Annotated in this window: 10 protein-coding genes and 2 pseudogenes; 3 read left to right on the top strand and 9 right to left on the bottom strand. The window is 73.9% G+C overall.

Annotated elements, in window-relative coordinates:
- Positions 1-275: 275 nt before the first annotated feature.
- Entirely contained in the window at positions 276-1,163 is an 888-nt protein-coding gene (locus ACFY4A_RS16450; protein WP_390830118.1) for a pyridoxamine 5'-phosphate oxidase family protein, read from the bottom strand.
- On the opposite strand from ACFY4A_RS16450, the pseudogene ACFY4A_RS16445 reads away from it, so the two are divergent.
- Positions 1,162-1,758 (top strand): annotated as a pseudogene (locus ACFY4A_RS16445) (CBS domain-containing protein); the annotation flags it as partial. The gene ACFY4A_RS16450 and the pseudogene ACFY4A_RS16445 overlap by 2 nt on opposite strands.
- A 479-nt stretch (positions 1,759-2,237) precedes the next feature.
- Here ACFY4A_RS16445 and ACFY4A_RS16440 read toward each other — a convergent pair.
- The 4 genes from ACFY4A_RS16440 to ACFY4A_RS16425 form a co-directional block, all read right to left on the bottom strand.
- Complete coding sequence (locus ACFY4A_RS16440) at positions 2,238-2,930, bottom strand: response regulator (RefSeq protein ID WP_390830117.1); 693 nt, start codon at positions 2,928-2,930, stop codon at positions 2,238-2,240.
- A gap of 139 nt (positions 2,931-3,069) precedes the next feature.
- Entirely contained in the window at positions 3,070-5,454 is a 2,385-nt protein-coding gene (locus ACFY4A_RS16435; protein WP_390830116.1) for a phosphoketolase, read from the bottom strand.
- Positions 5,455-5,635: 181 nt separating this feature from the next.
- Positions 5,636-7,174, bottom strand: coding sequence for a cellulose binding domain-containing protein (locus ACFY4A_RS16430; protein ID WP_390830115.1), 1,539 nt, complete (start codon positions 7,172-7,174; stop codon positions 5,636-5,638).
- Positions 7,175-7,392: 218 nt separating this feature from the next.
- Positions 7,393-8,745 carry a radical SAM protein gene (locus tag ACFY4A_RS16425; protein ID WP_390830114.1) on the bottom strand — a complete coding sequence of 451 codons (1,353 nt, stop codon included), beginning with the start codon at positions 8,743-8,745 and terminating at the stop codon, positions 7,393-7,395.
- A gap of 169 nt (positions 8,746-8,914) precedes the next feature.
- Between ACFY4A_RS16425 and ACFY4A_RS16420 the strand changes: the two genes are divergently transcribed.
- Entirely contained in the window at positions 8,915-10,162 is a 1,248-nt protein-coding gene (locus ACFY4A_RS16420; RefSeq protein ID WP_390830113.1) for an FAD-binding protein, read from the top strand.
- Between the two features lie 147 nt (positions 10,163-10,309).
- Here the strand turns inward: ACFY4A_RS16420 and ACFY4A_RS16415 are convergent.
- From ACFY4A_RS16415 to ACFY4A_RS16405, 3 genes and pseudogenes are all read right to left on the bottom strand, one after another.
- Positions 10,310-10,918 (bottom strand): annotated as a pseudogene (locus ACFY4A_RS16415) (isocitrate lyase/phosphoenolpyruvate mutase family protein); the annotation flags it as partial.
- Positions 10,915-11,373, bottom strand: a complete 459-nt coding sequence (locus ACFY4A_RS16410) for a hypothetical protein (protein ID WP_390830112.1) — start codon at positions 11,371-11,373, stop codon at positions 10,915-10,917. The gene ACFY4A_RS16410 and the pseudogene ACFY4A_RS16415, both read right to left, overlap by 4 nt.
- A 50-nt stretch (positions 11,374-11,423) precedes the next feature.
- Entirely contained in the window at positions 11,424-11,792 is a 369-nt protein-coding gene (locus ACFY4A_RS16405; RefSeq protein ID WP_390830111.1) for a VOC family protein, read from the bottom strand.
- A gap of 72 nt (positions 11,793-11,864) precedes the next feature.
- Here ACFY4A_RS16405 and mmuM point away from each other — a divergent pair, with 72 nt between their 5' ends.
- Entirely contained in the window at positions 11,865-12,803 is a 939-nt protein-coding gene (mmuM, locus tag ACFY4A_RS16400; protein ID WP_390830110.1) for a homocysteine S-methyltransferase, read from the top strand.
- 369 nt (positions 12,804-13,172) lie between these two features.
- On the opposite strand, the gene ACFY4A_RS16395 is transcribed toward mmuM, so the two are convergent.
- Entirely contained in the window at positions 13,173-14,735 is a 1,563-nt protein-coding gene (locus tag ACFY4A_RS16395; protein ID WP_390830109.1) for a carboxylesterase/lipase family protein, read from the bottom strand.
- Positions 14,736-14,898: the final 163 nt, after the last annotated feature.

The raw sequence follows: 14,898 nt of genomic DNA, 5'->3' as shown, positions 1-14,898 counted from the left end.
CGCCCGACCGGGGCGGCGCCGTGGCGAAGGGCCACTCCAGTACCCCGGGCGGGGCCGGACGGCCCTGGTGCCGCGGCGGCCCTTGTGGTGTCATGAAGGTGACGGGAAGGACCGGAAGACGCGGAGAAGCGGCGCGAGCCGCGCACCGCGCAATCAGGATCCGCGAGAAGCGGATTGTCCTTCCCGTCCGTTCGTGTCCCGATCCCGGCCAGCCAGGCCTGAACGGGACCCGTCCGTGCGTGAAGGCTTCGGTCGCGCTCGGCGGACCGCCCCGCTCACCGGCCCCCGGGGATGATGCGGCGTCCCGTGAGACGGGCGGGGCGGATGCGCACCCACAGTGTCCGCGGCCCGCCCGCCCAGGGGTCGGAGTGGACCCGCTCCTCCAGCCGGCGCACCGCTTCGGCGTCCGTGACCGCTTCGGCGCGGCCGACCGCCAGCACGCTCCAGCCCCGGCTCATCGTCTCGTCGACGTGGTCCACCTCGAAGGCCACCTCGTGGCCGACGGCCGCGGCGGGAGCCGCATCGGGCGCGGTACGGAAGACGACGGCATCGTCCACCACGTCGTAGTTGACGGGGAAGACGGCGGGCCCGTCCGGGGCGGTCAGCGCGACGCGTCCCACTCCGTGGGTGGACAGCAGCGCCCGGCACTCGTTCGGGCCGAGATCGGTCAGCCGGGGGTGGAGCAGCGCCTGCCCCTGCCCGGGTGGCAGGTCCTGGTCGCCGCCGCTCAGCGAGATCAGTGTGGTGCCCAGCGCGTCGGCCAGCCGCACGACGGTGCCCGTCCCCGGCGCCGACGGGCGCTGCTCGAGATAGGCGAGGTACTGCGGGGACATCCGGGCCCGGGCCGCCGTCTCCTCCAGGCTCAGTCCCCGCTTCCTGCGGGCGGCCGCCAGTCGCCTGCCGAAGTCCCCCGGCCGGGCCGCCCCGGCGCCGGAGGGTTCCGCGGCGGCCTGTCCGCAGGCCGCGGTCTCCTCGTGCCCCGGGTGCTGGACGTGTGCGTCCGGCCCGGGGAACACCAGCGTGACCTCGCCGGTGTCGGACCAGCGAACGTCGTAGGGCGGGGAGCCGTCCTCGTGATGCAGGCCGACGATCTCGCCGTCGCGCCGGACGGCGCCGGTGACCGGGCTTTCGACGACCAGTCGGTCGCCCAGCTGAGCGTGCATGGCCACGCCTCCCTCGGGCAAGGGGGTCCGCCCTCCAGGATCGCCCGTCCCCGCCGCTCGCACCAACGGGCCCGACGTCCCTTGCGGAAGGGACGGACGGCGCCGTCCTCGTGCGCGATGGGCCCAAGCCCGCGCGGGTGCTCCGCCGCCACCGCGCAGAGTGCGGGCCCGCGCGCGAACCGTGGACCGGCGCACCCGAACCGGTCGAGCGGACCGAAGGGAGAGACGTCATGCGACACCGTACGGTGGAGGACCTCATGACCCGCGGAGTCGTCCGGGTCCGCCGGGACAGCCGTTCAAGCAGGTCGCCAAGGTGCCGGCCGACAACGAGGTGACGGCCGTGCCCGTGGTCGACGAGCTGGGCCGTCCCGTCGGGGTGGTCTCCGAGGCGGACCTGCCGCGCACGGTGGCCGGGCACCCGGACCCGGCCGGTCCGCTGCCCGGGACACGGGCGGAGGGCGCGGAGCGCGGCGGGTCCGACACCGGCACCGCCGAGGACCTGATGACGGCACCGGCGGTGTGTGCGCGCCCCGAGTGGACCGTCGTGGAGGCCGCGCGCCTGATGGACGCGCGCCGGGTCAAGCGGCTACCCGTGGTCGACGAGGGTGGCACCCTGGTGGGCATCGTCAGCCGCGGCGACCTGCTGCGTGTCTTCCTCCGCCGGGACGAGGCCGTCTTCGACGCGATCACCCACGACGTGCTCGCGCGGACCCTGGAGCTGACCCCGGCGGACATGACGGTCACGGTGTCCGACGGGCGGGTCTCGCTGAAGGGGACCGCATCGCGCTCCGCACGATCTCACCGGCGCTTGACCCCGACGCCTCGGACGAAGCATGGGCGTGGCTCCACGACGGCCGCAGCGTAACCAGGCGTGCCTTGCTGCGTCAGGAACCGTGCACGGTGACCATCACTCACGCCGGCACCCGCAGCAGGCCAGGAGCCTCATTCCGGTGATCGAGCACCTGTGCGGCGGGGCCGACGGCATGGTGTCGGTGAGCACCGACGTCATCCACCGGTGCGACGACACCACAGGACACGGGCCGCGCCTGAGGCACCCGCACCACCGGACGCAGGTCAGGAGCTCTGCCCGCGCAGCCGGTCCTTGGCCTGGGTGGCGATGACGGCGGCCTGGATGCGCCGCTCCACGCCGAGCTTGGCGAGCAGGCGGGAGATGTGGTTCTTCACCGTCTTCTCGGCCAGGTAGAGGCGCTGGCCGATCTGGCGGTTGGTCAGGCCCTCCCCGATCAGGGCCAGGATCTCCCGTTCCCGGTCGGTCAGGCCGGGCAGCGTGTCCGGCTCCTCCTCCGGCTGCTGTCCGCCGCGCAGCCGGGCCATCAGCTTCGTGGTGGCGCTGGGGTCGAGCAGCGACTGGCCGCTCGCCACGGTACGCACCGCCGAGACCAGGTCCGAGCCCCGGATCTGCTTCAGCACATAGCCGGAGGCGCCCGCCATGATCGAGTCCAGCAGCGCCTCCTCGTCGTCGAAGGAGGTCAGCATCAGGCAGGCCAGTTCCGGCAGGCGGGAGCGCAGCTCGCGGCAGACGGTCACGCCGTCGCCGTCCGGCAGCCGGACGTCGAGCACCGCCACGTCCGGGCGCAGGGCGGGGACGCGCACCAGGGCCTGGTCGGCGGTGGCGGCCTCGCCCACCACCGCGATGTCCGGTTCGTCGTTCAACAGGTCGTGCACCCCACGCCGTACCACCTCGTGGTCGTCGAGGAGGAAGACCCGGATCGGGGTGTCGGGTCCGGCCTGCTCGCGGTCCGCCATCGGTCGCTCCTTGTGATGTGTCGGCTTTCCTCAAGAATCCTTCCCCGAAGCGGGGGCGCGGACCAGGGCCGGTCGGCCCTGGTCCGCGCCCGCCCGGTGTGGAACCCTGCCCGCCGCCCGGCACGCCGGGGCACGCCGGTCAGCCGTCCCAGGACCAGTCCGCCACCTCGGGCAGGTCCACGCCGTGCTCCCGGATCCAGGCGTGGTGGCGCAGCCGGGTGTCCTCCATGCGCTGGCGGACGGCCGCGGCGCGCACCGCGAGGCCGGGGACGCGGTCGATGACGTCCATGACCAGGCGGTAGCGGTCCAGGTCGTTGCTCACCACCATGTCGAACGGTGTGGTCGTGGTGCCGATCTCCTTGTAGCCGCGCACATGCAGGTGGGGGTGGCCGGCCCGCCGGTAGGCCAGGCGGTGGATCAGCCACGGGTAGCCGTGGTAGGCGAAGATCACCGGCTTGTCCCGGGTGAACAGCCCGTCGTACTCGAAGCCGGTCATCCCGTGCGGGTGCTCCTCGCTGGGCAGCAGCCGGGCGATGTCCACGACGTTGACCACGCGCACGGCCAGGTCGGGCAGATGCCGGCGCAGCAGCTGGGCGGCGGCCAGCACCTCCTGGGTGGGCACGTCGCCCGCGCAGGCCAGCACCACGTCCGGTTCGCGGATGCCGTCCTCGGTACCGGCCCAGTCCCAGATGCCGGCGCCGCGCGCGCAGTGCACCGTGGCCTGCTCCATGGAGAGCCAGTCGAAGCAGGGCTGCTTGCCGGCGACGATCACGTTGACGTAGTCGCGGCTGCGCAACGCGTGGTCGGTCACGGAGAGCAGGGTGTTGGCGTCCGGCGGGAAGTAGACCCGGACCGCTTCGGGGCTCTTGTTCAGGATGTGGTCGACGAAGCCGGGGTCCTGGTGGGAGAAGCCGTTGTGGTCCTGGCGCCACACGTGCGAGGTCAGCAGGTAGTTGAACGAGGCGATGGGGGCCCGCCAGGGCAGCCGGCGGGTGGTGCGCAGCCATTTGATGTGCTGGTTGACCATCGAGTCGACGATGTGCACGAAGGCCTCGTAGCAGGAGAACAGTCCGTGCCGGCCGGTGAGGAGGTAGCCCTCCAGCCAGCCCTGACAGGTGTGTTCGGAGAGGATCTCCATCACCCGGCCGTGCGGGTCGAGGTGCTCGTCCACCGGCAGGGTCAGGGCCTGCCAGGCCTTGCCGCTGGCACCGTAGACGGCCTGGAGGCGGTTGGAGGCGGTCTCGTCGGGGCCGACGAGCCGGAAGTCGCGCCGGTCGGTGGTGGCGGCCATGACGTCCTCGAGCATGTCGCCGAGGACGCGGGTGGGCTCGTGCAGGGTCGCGCCGGGCTTGTCGACCTCGACGGCGTACTTCTCCAGCGGGGGCAGGGGCAGTTCGCGCAGCAGGAGCCCGCCGTTGGCGTGCGGGGTGGCGCCGAGCCGGCGGGTGCCGTGCGGGACGCAGGCCAGCACGTCGGGGCGAGGGGCGCCGTGCTCGTCGAACAGCTCCTCGGGGCGGTACGAGCGCAGCCACTCCTCCAGCTGCCGCAGGTGCTCGGGGTTGTCCCGGACACCGGCCAGGGGGACCTGGTGGGAGCGCCAGGTGCCCTCCACGGGCAGCCCGTCGACCTCGGCGGGGCCGGTCCAGCCCTTGGGCGTGCGCAGCACGATCACGGGCCAGCGGGGCCGCCCGGTGGCGCCGTCGGTGCGGGCGGCGCGCTGGAGGGCGGCGATGCGGTCGAGCGCGGTGTCCATGGCCGCGGCCATGGCGCGGTGCACGACGGCCGGGTCGTCGCCGGTGACGTGGATCGGGTCGTGACCGTAGCCCCTGAGCAGTTCGTCGAGTTCCGCCTCGGGGAGGCGGGCCAGGACGGTGGGGTTGGCGATCTTGTAGCCGTTGAGGTGCAGGATCGGCAGGACCGCTCCGTCGTCGACCGGGTCGAGGAACTTGTTGGAGTGCCAGGACGCGGCCAGCGGGCCGGTCTCCGCCTCGCCGTCGCCGATCACGCAGGCGACGACCAGGTCCGGGTTGTCGAGCGCGGCGCCGTAGGCGTGGGAGAGGGAGTAGCCGAGCTCGCCGCCCTCGTGGATGGAGCCCGGCGTCTCGGGGGCGACGTGGCTGGGCACCCCGCCGGGGAAGGAGAACTGCTTGAACAGCCGCGCCATGCCGGACGTGTCCCGTGTGATGTCCGGATAGGTCTCGGTGTACGAGCCCTCCAGCCAGGAGTTGGCCAGCACGGCGGGCCCGCCGTGGCCGGGGCCCCAGATGCACAGGGCGTTCAGATCGCGGGCCTTGATGACGCGGTTGAGGTGGGTGTGGACCAGGTTGAGGCCGGGCGAGGTGCCCCAGTGGCCGAGCAGGCGCGGCTTGATGTGCTCCGGGCGCAGCGGTTCGGCCAGCAGCGGGTTGCCCATGAGGTAGATCTGGCCGACGGAGAGGTAGTTCGCGGCGCGCCAGTGGGCGTCCAGCGTGGCGAGCTCCTCGTCCGTGAGCCCGGCGGCTGCCTGCTGCGTCTCGACGGACATCGGGATTCCTTCCGGGTCGGGACAGCGGTCGGGGGGTACCGCGTGCGGGTCGGGGGTACCGCGTGCCGGTGGCACACCCTCCCACCCTCCATGTGCCGCCCGGGTACCCGACAGGGCCGTTCGGGTCACTCCTCGGGCGGTCCGTCCGCGGCCTGGGACCAGGCGGCCAGCGCCCCCGGGATCAGGCCGTCGCGCAGCTGTGGCCGTTGAGCGTGAAGTCGTACGGCGTGGAGTTGCGGCCGTGCCAGGTGCCGAGGAAGCCGAAGGACAGGGCGCCGTTCGCGGGGACGGACTTGTTGTAGTCGGCGGCGGTGGCGGTGACGCGGGAGCCGTTCTGGGCGACGGTCGCGTCCCACATCTGGCCGACCCGCTGCCCGTCGGCGAAGGACCAGGCGAGGCGCCAGGTGTCCAGGGAGCGGGCGGTGGTGACGGTGACCTTGGCCTGGAAACCGTCGGTCCACTGGTTCGTCAGGTCGTAGTGGACGCGGCAGACTCCCGTCCCGCCGCTCCCCGGGTCTCCCGTCTCCGGTCCGTCGCTCCCCGGGTCGGGCGAGTCGCCCCCGTCGGCGGTGGCCGAGGCGGTGCCCTGCGGTTCCGGGTCGGGGTTCGCGCGGCCGGACCGGGTCGCCGCGCCGCTCGCGGACGACTCGTGGGCCGCGGACACCGAGGCCGCGACGGAGGCGGAGGGCAGGGACTCTACGGCCGGCGGGGCGTCGGGGTCGCCGGCCGGGCGGCCGTCGGCGACCGGCCGGCGGCCGGCGTCGCCGCGCGCGGCGTCGTTCGCGGAGCCGCCGAACGGCATCATCGACACGGCCAGCGCCAGCCCGGACAGGGCGACCGCCGCGGCGAGCAGGCCGCCGCGCACGACCCGCGCCCGAGCGGCGCCCTCCTGCGGCTCCCCGCCGGTGTCCGCCGCCGCGGAGGGGCGGGCGCCGAGGCGCACCTCGGCGGCCCGGCGGCGGCGCTCCAGGTAGGCCAGGCCGCCCCAGCCGATGACGCCGCCGGCCAGCGCCGCGGGCAGCCCGCCGCCGTGCGGCCGCAGGCAGGCGGCGGCCTGGGCGCACCCCTCACAGGTGGCGAGGTGCCGGGAGAGGTCCTCGGGGGTCTCCGCGGCGGACGCGGGACGGGTGACCGCGTCCAGCAGCCCGGCGTAGCCACGGCACTCCGCGTCCATCGGGGTGTCGAGGTGGTTGCGGCGGCAGCGGTCCCGGAACAGGGCCCGCACCTGGTCGAGTTCCTCGGACACGAGCGCGGGGTCGAGGCCCAGCCGTCGGGCCACCACGGTCGACGGCAGCGCCTCCACCTCGGCCAGCCACAGCAGCGCGGCGTCCGGTTCCTGGAGGTCCCGCAGGGTGCGCAGGGCGAGCGGGCGGTGCGGCGGCGGGCCGGTCCAGCGGGCGGCCTTCTCGGAGTTGAGCCACAGGCGCAGGTCCGGGTCGAGCCGGTCGCCGAGTCCGTCGGCCTCCCAGGACGCGGCGGTGGCGCGCACGGCGGTCAGCGTCAACGGAATCGCGGGCAGCCGGGGCGTACGGCGCCCCCTGGACGCACCGGCCTCGGCGGCCCTGACCTCGCGCAGTCCCGCCGCGAACGCCTCCGTGGCCAATTGCCCGGCCGCGCCGGAGCCGGCCGTGCACAGATCGGCGTAGGAGAGCACGGCGTCCCAGCACTCGGAGAACAGCGCGGCCTCGGTCGCGTCCTTGGGGCTCGGCAGGTCGGGCATGGGTCTCCTGCATCCACGGGCGAGGTCAACTCCCTGTACTCAGGGAGGAGTTGGGGGGAGAACCTCGCGGCAGGGCATGAGCTTTTCACGGCTTTGACACAACTGACAAGCCGCATATGCAATTGTCGTGACGGATCCCGTGGTCCTCAACTCCGCTCCGTAGTAGGACCGAAAGCCCCCATTCGACTCACGGGACCCGAAAACGCGCCGCGGAGGGCCTACCGTGCCGCCCCGTCGGCCCCCTGCTCCGCGGTCTCCCGCGGCGTCCGCTCCGCCGGCAGGCTGTCCATGAAGGAGCTGACCGAGAACACCGCGTGGCCGGGGCCGGCCGGGCCGTAGCCGGGGGGCGAGCAGAGGCCGAAGTCGTCCATCGTGGCGCGGTAGGCCTCAAGCAGCCGGATGTGGTACTCCAGCGGCGCGCCCTGCGGGTTGGCCTTGCCCAGCGGGGTGGTGGGCTCCGGGCACCAGGTGGTGAAGCGGGGCGTGATGCCGTGCGACATGAAGAAGCGCAGGCCCTCGGTGGTGGACGCGATGGCCTCGTCGACGGTGGTGAAGCCGAAGGGCTCGGCCATCTCCACGCCCGCCACGAAGTTCGGGATCACGTTGCGCGCGCCGAACACCTCGGCGGAGTCCAGGATGCGGCGATGCCACTCGTCGCGGCCCACGTAGCGCTCCTTGCCCGGGCAGTACAGCTCGAACAGGCGGCGGTCCCACACCTCGAAGTTGGGGTGGTAGATCTGCACGCCGTAGTCCTTGAAGCGCTGCACGTCCGGCTTCGGCAGCGCCTGCGCGACGACCTTGCCGATCCAGCGGCCCGGGAAGCGTTCCTCGATGGCCTTGGCGTAGTGGCCGTAGAAGTCGGCCTCGTCGCGGCCCGCCACCTTGGAGGTGACGGCGCCGCCGGTGAGGGTGTAGGCGGTGGACGCCTTCTGGGTGTCGTACCGGTCGATGATCTCCAGCGCCTCCAGGACCTCCTCGACGTCCTTGACGCCGGTGTAGGGCCGGCCGGCCGCCTTGTGCTGGCGCCAGTTGTGGTTGATGTCGCAGTACTGGCACTCCTCCTTGGCGCCGAAGTACTGGCAGACCCGGAAGACGGTGAGGTAGATCAGGTAGCCCCACTGGATGGTGGGGGCCACCTCCATCACGGACTTCCCGTTGGAGAGGGTGTGCCGGTAGTACTCGGGCATCGGCGGCACGCCGACGTCGGCGACGCGCTTCCCGTCGAGGTAGAGGCCGAGCAGCCCCTCGTCGTCGGCGGCCACGCGGTAGGGCGAGGCGGGGTTCACCCGTACGGAGACGACGGTGCGCCGCAGGTCGTACGGTCCGCCGGTGAGGATGATCTCCTCCGGCGGGCGCCGTAGCGCGGCCTCTCCCAGCTCGGGCAGGGTGCCGTGGTCGAAGGAGAAGATGAAGTACGACTTCGGCTTGACCTCACCGCTCTCGTTGTCACTCAGCGCGGACGGGTCGAAGGCCACACCGCCCCGGAGCAGGTCCTCCTTGAAGACGGCCTCCCGCGGCACGTGCGGGAAGCGCTCCATCAGATCCTCGACCAGCTCGGTACGGCTGCCCATCCCGTTGACTCCTCCCGACTCGCGTGTACGACTCCTCACGTTATGCCCACGCTCGCGCGCGGGTCGTGGCGGGTCCCCCGCACGGACGCCGTGAACCACTGCCCGGCGGCCGTCGGGTAGGTTCCCCGTTGACCCTGTGGGCCGTGGCGTGACGGGGAGGAAGAGCGGGATGACCGGGACGGCCGTGACCAACTGGGCGGGGAACATCGCCTACACCGCCGGGGAGGTGGACCGGCCGGGCTCGCTCGACGCGGTGGGGGAGCTGGTCGCCCGCAGGGCGCGGGTGCGTGTGCTGGGCAGCGGGCACTCCTTCAACGAGATCGCCGACCCGGGCGCGGGGGGCACACTGCTCTCCCTGGACGCGCTGCCCGCCGAGGCGGACGTCGACACGGCGGCCCGCACGGTCCGGGTGGGCGGCGGTCTCCGGTACGCGGAGCTGGCCCGCCGGGTGCACGCGCACGGCCTCGCCCTGCCCAACATGGCCTCCCTGCCGCACATCTCGGTGGCGGGGTCGGTGGCGACCGGCACCCACGGCTCCGGGGTGGGCAACGGTCCGCTGGCCGCCGCCGTGCGGGAGGTGGAGATCGTCACCGCGGACGGCTCGACGGCCGTCATCGGCCGGGGCGACCCGCGGTTCGGCGGGGCCGTCACCTCCCTCGGCGCGCTCGGCGTGGTCACCGCGCTCACCCTGGACCTGGAGCCCGCCTACGAGGTCGAGCAGCACCTGTTCACCGAACTTCCCCTGGAAGGGCTGGACTTCGAGACGGTGGCGGCCGCCGCGTACAGCGTCAGCCTGTTCACCGACTGGCGCGACCCGGGCTTCCGCCAGGTGTGGCTCAAGCGGCGCACCGACCAGCCGCTGCCCGCCTTTCCATGGGCGGCGCCCGCCAAGGTAGCGCTGCACCCGGTGCCGGGAATGCCGGCGCAGAACTGCACGCAGCAGTTCGGCGTGCCCGGGCCCTGGCACGAGCGCTTGCCGCACTTCCGGGCGGAGTTCACCCCGAGCAGCGGCGCCGAGTTGCAGTCGGAGTACCTGCTGCCGCGCCGGTACGCCCTCGACGTCCTGCACGCGATCGACGGGATCCGGGAGACGGTCGCCCCGGTGCTCCGGACGTGCGAGGTGCGCACGGTCGCCGCCGACGAGCAGTGGCTGAGCCCCTCCTACGGCCGGGACACCGTCGCCGCGCACTTCACCTGGATCGAGGACACGGCGGCCGTGCTGCCGGTGGTGCGCCGGCTGGAGGAGGCGCTGGCGGACCTCGACCCCCGCCCGCACTGGGGCAAGTTGTTCGCCATACCGTCGGCCGTACTGCGCGACCGGTTCCCGCGCCTGGACGACTTCCGCACCCTGGCCCGCGAGTTGGACCCGGCCGGAAAGTTCACGAACGCCTTCCTCGCCGACCTCCTGGCTCCGTGACCCGCGCCTGCGCCCACAACCGCCTTGCAGGAACGGCGCGCCCGCGGCTCCACTCCCCACCGCTCGGACACGGCCGCCACCAGCACGAGCCCGCCGCCCACCCTCGCCAATCGTCTTCGACGGCGGCCACGGAGAGGTGACCGGCATCCGGACTCCGGCTCGCCGAACCCGACCCCGAGAGGGCGCGCCGGCGGGATGCCGGCGCGCGGGGAGGTGCTTCACGAGGGCGGCGATCGCCCCGGGTTCGGTCAGTGCGGGGACGAACACGGCGTCGGCGCCAGCCTGTTGGTAGAGGTCGAGCCGGCGCAGTGTCCGCGTGACGCCTCCGTCGCCCAGCCAGTACGTGTCCGTGCGCGCGTTGACCCATAGCCCGGGTGCGGCGGACTTCACCGCGGTGGTCTTCGCGGCGTGCCGTTCGGGCGGCCCGAGCCCGTCCTGCAGGTTGATGCCGCAGGCCCCCGCCGCCCACAGTCGCCGGGCGAACTCCGGCGCATCGTCCGGTTCTTCGCTGAAACCGCCCTCCGCGTCGACGGAGAGCAGGAAGGGCTGTGAGCCGAGGACGCGTGCGAGGCGGAGGGTGAGCTCACGGGTCGCGGCGGCGCCGTCGGGCAGTCCGGCGGAGGCGGCGACGCCGAGGCTGGTGGTGCCGATGGCCGGGAATCCGCGAGCGGCGAGCAACTGGGCGGAGGCCCGGTCCCACGCGTTCGGCAGCAGCAGCGGCGCGTCGGCCCGGTGGAGGTCGGCGAACGCGGTCACGACAGGTCACCGACGGCGTCGGCGTAGTACGTGGATCCGGCGAGGTGGCGGGCGAGTTCGCGGAAGCTCCAGCCCTCGCCCGGCGAGTGGTCGAGCTGCTCGTCGGTGAGCGCGTCCAGGCGGTCGGCCCAGATCCGGGCCAGTCGGGTCAGACGGCTGTGCGCCTCGTCGAGATCCTCGGGGGTAAAGGGGGCGCGGTCGGACTCGGTCGTGATCGCGGAGGCGTGCCAGTGGTCGGGCTGGGGCATTTCTCCGGCCAGCCGCGCCTCCAGTTCGGCCAAGTGGTCGATCATGTGGTCGGCGACGCGGCGGATCGCCTTGTGCGGGGTGTACACACGGTCGTCGACGCGGGCGGGCGTGCCGTCCCAGGCTGTCCAGGTGGCGGCCAGTTCGAGCACGTGGTCGACCATGGAGGTGACGGCTGCGGCGGGTGTCTCGTGGACGGTCTCGCTCATGCGGCCCACGCTAGGGCCGGGTTGTTTCGGCCGCGGCCGAACCGTTCCGCTCAGCCCGCCCGCTCCCCCGCACCGCGCTCCACGCAGAACTCGTTCCCCTCCGGGTCGGCGAGCACCGCCCAGCCCGTGCCGTCCGGGTTGCGGCGGTCGGCGACCAGCGTCGCGCCGAGGCCCAGCAGCCGCTCCACCTCCTCGTCGCGGGTGCGGTCCTGCGGCTGGAGGTCGAGGTGCACGCGATTCTTGACCGTCTTGGCGTCCGGCACCGTGACGAAGAGCAGGCCGGCGCCCTCGATCAACGCCTCGTCGTCACCCGGCTCGTCGTCCTCGTGCACCGGCAGGTCCAGGACCTTGGACCAGAAGGTGCCCAGGGCGTGGGCGTCGGCGCAGTCGATCGTGACGTGGCGTACGGCGGAAGTCATACGGGGATGATGTCAGGCCGACCGGGGCCGTGAAGGGGGATCATGCGGCGCCCCATCGGCTAGCGTCGTGCCATGAACAGCGTCATCCCCAGCGTCACCTCCGCCGCCCTCGCCGACGCGCTCGCCGCCGGGACGGTCGTGCTCGACGGCGGTATGTCCAACCAGCTGGAGTCGGCCGGGTACGACCTGGGCGACGAGCTGTGGTCGGCGCGGCTGCTGGCCGAGCGGCCGGAGGCGATCACTCAGGCGCACCTTGCGTACTTCGAGGCGGGGGCGAGCGTGGCGATCACCGCGAGCTACCAGGCCACCTTCGAGGGGTTCGCGAAGCGGGGGATCGGACGGGAGCGGGCTGCCGGGATCATGCGGCTGAGTGTGGAGTCGGCGCGGGAGGCGGCGCGGCGGGCGCGTGCGCTCGGGGTGGTACGGCCGTTGTGGGTGGCCGCGTCGGCGGGGCCGTACGGGGCGATGCTCGCCGACGGCTCCGAGTACCGGGGCCGGTACGGGCTCACCGTCGACGAGCTGGAGCGCTTCCACCGGCCCCGCCTGGAGGTGCTGGCCGCCGCCCGGCCCGACGTGCTGGCGCTGGAGACGGTGCCCGACACGGAGGAGGCGCGGGCGCTGCTGCGGGCGGTGCGCGGGCTGGGGGTGCCGGCCTGGCTCTCGTACACCGTCGCCGGTGACCGCACGCGCGCCGGGCAGCCCCTGGAGGAGGCGTTCGCCCTGGCCGCCGACGCGGACGAGGTGATCGCGGTCGGCGTGAACTGCTGCGCGCCCGGCGACGCGGCGGCCGCGGCGCGGACGGCAGCCGGGGTCACCGGCAAGCCGGTCGTGGTCTACCCCAACAGCGGCGAGTCCTGGAACGCCGAGTCCCGCACCTGGACCGGCCGCTCCGCTTTCACCCCGGACCAGGTAAACCGCTGGCGCGCCTCCGGCGCCCGCCTGATCGGCGGCTGCTGCCGAGTGGGGCCGGGGGCGATCTCGGAGATCGCCCGCGTGCTGTCGCCCCGGTAGCGGCCACCGCACCCTGGGGCAATCCACCAGTCGGCGCCGCAGGCAGAACCCCGCCCCTCTTCCGGCACCCGGCCGGTCGAGGACTCCTGCCGAACGCAACCGGGCCATCAGGAAGATCGCCCGCACGCTGTCGAGCCCGTAGCCGTCCCACCGCACCCTGGCGGGCGAGCTACCGCCCGCCGACGCGCCAGACAGAACACCCGCGCCCCTGTCGGGCACCCGGCCGGGCGGTCGGCGGCTCCTGGCGGGCGCGGCCCCAGGCGAACGGGCGTGGCCCCGGGCGAACACGAATCGCCCGGTTGCTGTCGGCCTCGGCCGGTCGTCCCGGGCCCCGCCCGGGCCGTGGCTCCTTCCTCCCGGCGAGGGCCGTCAGTGGCCGTCCACCCCGCCGGGGCGGCGCAGGCGTCGTACCACCGCGCGGAGTTCGGTGGCGCGGGCTCGGGTGCCGTCGGGGGCGGGGGGCGGCTCGGGGGTGGCCGTCCAGAGGGCCAGTTCTGCGTCGCGTGGGCCGTGGACCGTGTGCGGGGGGCCGTCGCCGAAGACGCGGACCGGGTGGGTGGCGTCCCAGGGCTGCCAGCCGGGGTCGCCGTCGGCGGCGAAGCGGACCCAGGCCGCGTGCATGGCGTCGGCCAGCTCCTGCGGGGCGCCCTCCCCGGCGAGCCTGCGGGAGTCCGGGACGTCGCCGGTGTCGAAGACGAATCCGAGTTCCAGGGCGTGACAGGCGCGGAGGTCGGGCAGCAGCGAGGGCCAGGCGAACTCGTAGACGTACGACGAGCCCGGGCGGGCGTCGGCCAGGCGGTGCAGCGGGCGGCGCAGCAGGTGGTCGGTGACCAGCTGGCCGACGATCTCGGCGGTGCCGGCCCCGGGGCGCAGCGCCCGGTAGCCGCGGACCACCTCGTGCCCGCAGTGGCAGCGGGCCATGGCGCCGGCCAGCGCGACCGCTCCGAGCCGGTCGACGCGTTCCAGCAGCCCGCCCGGGACCAGCCACAGCCGGTACTCGTCGCGGGTCCAGCCCATGAGGAGGTCGGCTGCCCGCGCCGCGTCGCCCTCCACCAGGGCCTGAAGGGGGTCGCGCGGGACGAGGTCGCCGTCGACGACGATGCCGAAGGCGGGCCCGCCGAGGACCGGGCTGCTGAGCCGGCCGATCTCGGCCTGCGTGCGCAGCAGCAGGTCCCGGTCGACGGCGGCGAACGCCTCGGCGGTGGCGGGCACCTTCAGCCGGGTCGCCATGCGGCGCACCATCCGCCGCACGTTGCCGCGGTCGGCGGCCTCCGGCGGCCCGCTCTGGAGGACCGCGCGCCGGAACAGGCCCTGGGCCTGCGGGGCGGCGATCAGGGCGCCGATGCTGATGGCTCCGGCCGACTGGCCGCACAGGGTGATCCGGTCCGGGTCGCCGCCGAAGGCCCCGATCGACTCGTGGACCCAGCGCAGGGCGGCGAGCTGGTCGCGCAGGCCGGGGTTGGCGGGGGCGTCCGGGAAGAGTCCGTAGCCCTCCACGCCGAGCCGGTAGTTCACGGACACCAGGACGACGCCGTCACGAGCGAAGGCACGCCCGTCGTACACGGGGACGGCGGAGGAGCCGCGGGTCAGCGCGCCGCCGTGCAGCCAGACCATGACGGGGAGCCGGGCGCCCGGGTACGGGTCGGGCGTCCACACGTTGAGGTTGAGGCAGTCGTCGCCGGGGACGACCGGGTCGGACAGGTACCGGGCGAAGGCCTCGGAGTACGGAGGCTTCGGCGCGGTCGGGCCGAAGAGGGCGGCGTCGCGCACACCGTCCCAGCGCTCGGGCGGCACCGGCGGCCGGAACCGCCGGGGGCCGAAGGGGGGTGCGGCGTACGGGACGCCGCGGAACACGGCCACCCCGTGCTCACGTCTGCCTCGCACCGCCCCGTAGGGGGTGGTGACCACGGGGTCCGATCTGTCGGCCGTCATGCGCCCACCAGTCCTTCGCCGCGTTCCGCACCGGTATCACCAAAGCGCCCCATCGTCTCCCGGTATTCCGGCGCGCGGGCCGCCGACACCGCCGTCCGGTGGAGCGCTACCGGGATTCGTTCGCAGTGCACCGGTGTTCACGCCGGTGGCGAAGCGAATCCGG

Source organism: Streptomyces sp. NPDC001292, from assembly GCF_042896465.1.
Lineage (GTDB): Bacteria > Actinomycetota > Actinomycetes > Streptomycetales > Streptomycetaceae > Streptomyces.
This window is presented reverse-complemented; position numbering and strand designations above follow the sequence as displayed.

Coding starts and splice junctions, on each gene's coding strand:
- ACFY4A_RS16450 (WP_390830118.1), bottom strand. CDS start 1,163: ATGCACGCTCAGCTGGGCGACCGACTGGTCGTCGAAAGCCCGGTCACC.
- ACFY4A_RS16440 (WP_390830117.1), bottom strand. CDS start 2,930: ATGGCGGACCGCGAGCAGGCCGGACCCGACACCCCGATCCGGGTCTTC.
- ACFY4A_RS16435 (WP_390830116.1), bottom strand. CDS start 5,454: ATGTCCGTCGAGACGCAGCAGGCAGCCGCCGGGCTCACGGACGAGGAG.
- ACFY4A_RS16430 (WP_390830115.1), bottom strand. CDS start 7,174: ATGCCCGACCTGCCGAGCCCCAAGGACGCGACCGAGGCCGCGCTGTTC.
- ACFY4A_RS16425 (WP_390830114.1), bottom strand. CDS start 8,745: ATGGGCAGCCGTACCGAGCTGGTCGAGGATCTGATGGAGCGCTTCCCG.
- ACFY4A_RS16420 (WP_390830113.1), top strand. CDS start 8,915: ATGACCGGGACGGCCGTGACCAACTGGGCGGGGAACATCGCCTACACC.
- ACFY4A_RS16410 (WP_390830112.1), bottom strand. CDS start 11,373: ATGAGCGAGACCGTCCACGAGACACCCGCCGCAGCCGTCACCTCCATG.
- ACFY4A_RS16405 (WP_390830111.1), bottom strand. CDS start 11,792: ATGACTTCCGCCGTACGCCACGTCACGATCGACTGCGCCGACGCCCAC.
- mmuM (WP_390830110.1), top strand. CDS start 11,865: ATGAACAGCGTCATCCCCAGCGTCACCTCCGCCGCCCTCGCCGACGCG.
- ACFY4A_RS16395 (WP_390830109.1), bottom strand. CDS start 14,735: ATGACGGCCGACAGATCGGACCCCGTGGTCACCACCCCCTACGGGGCG.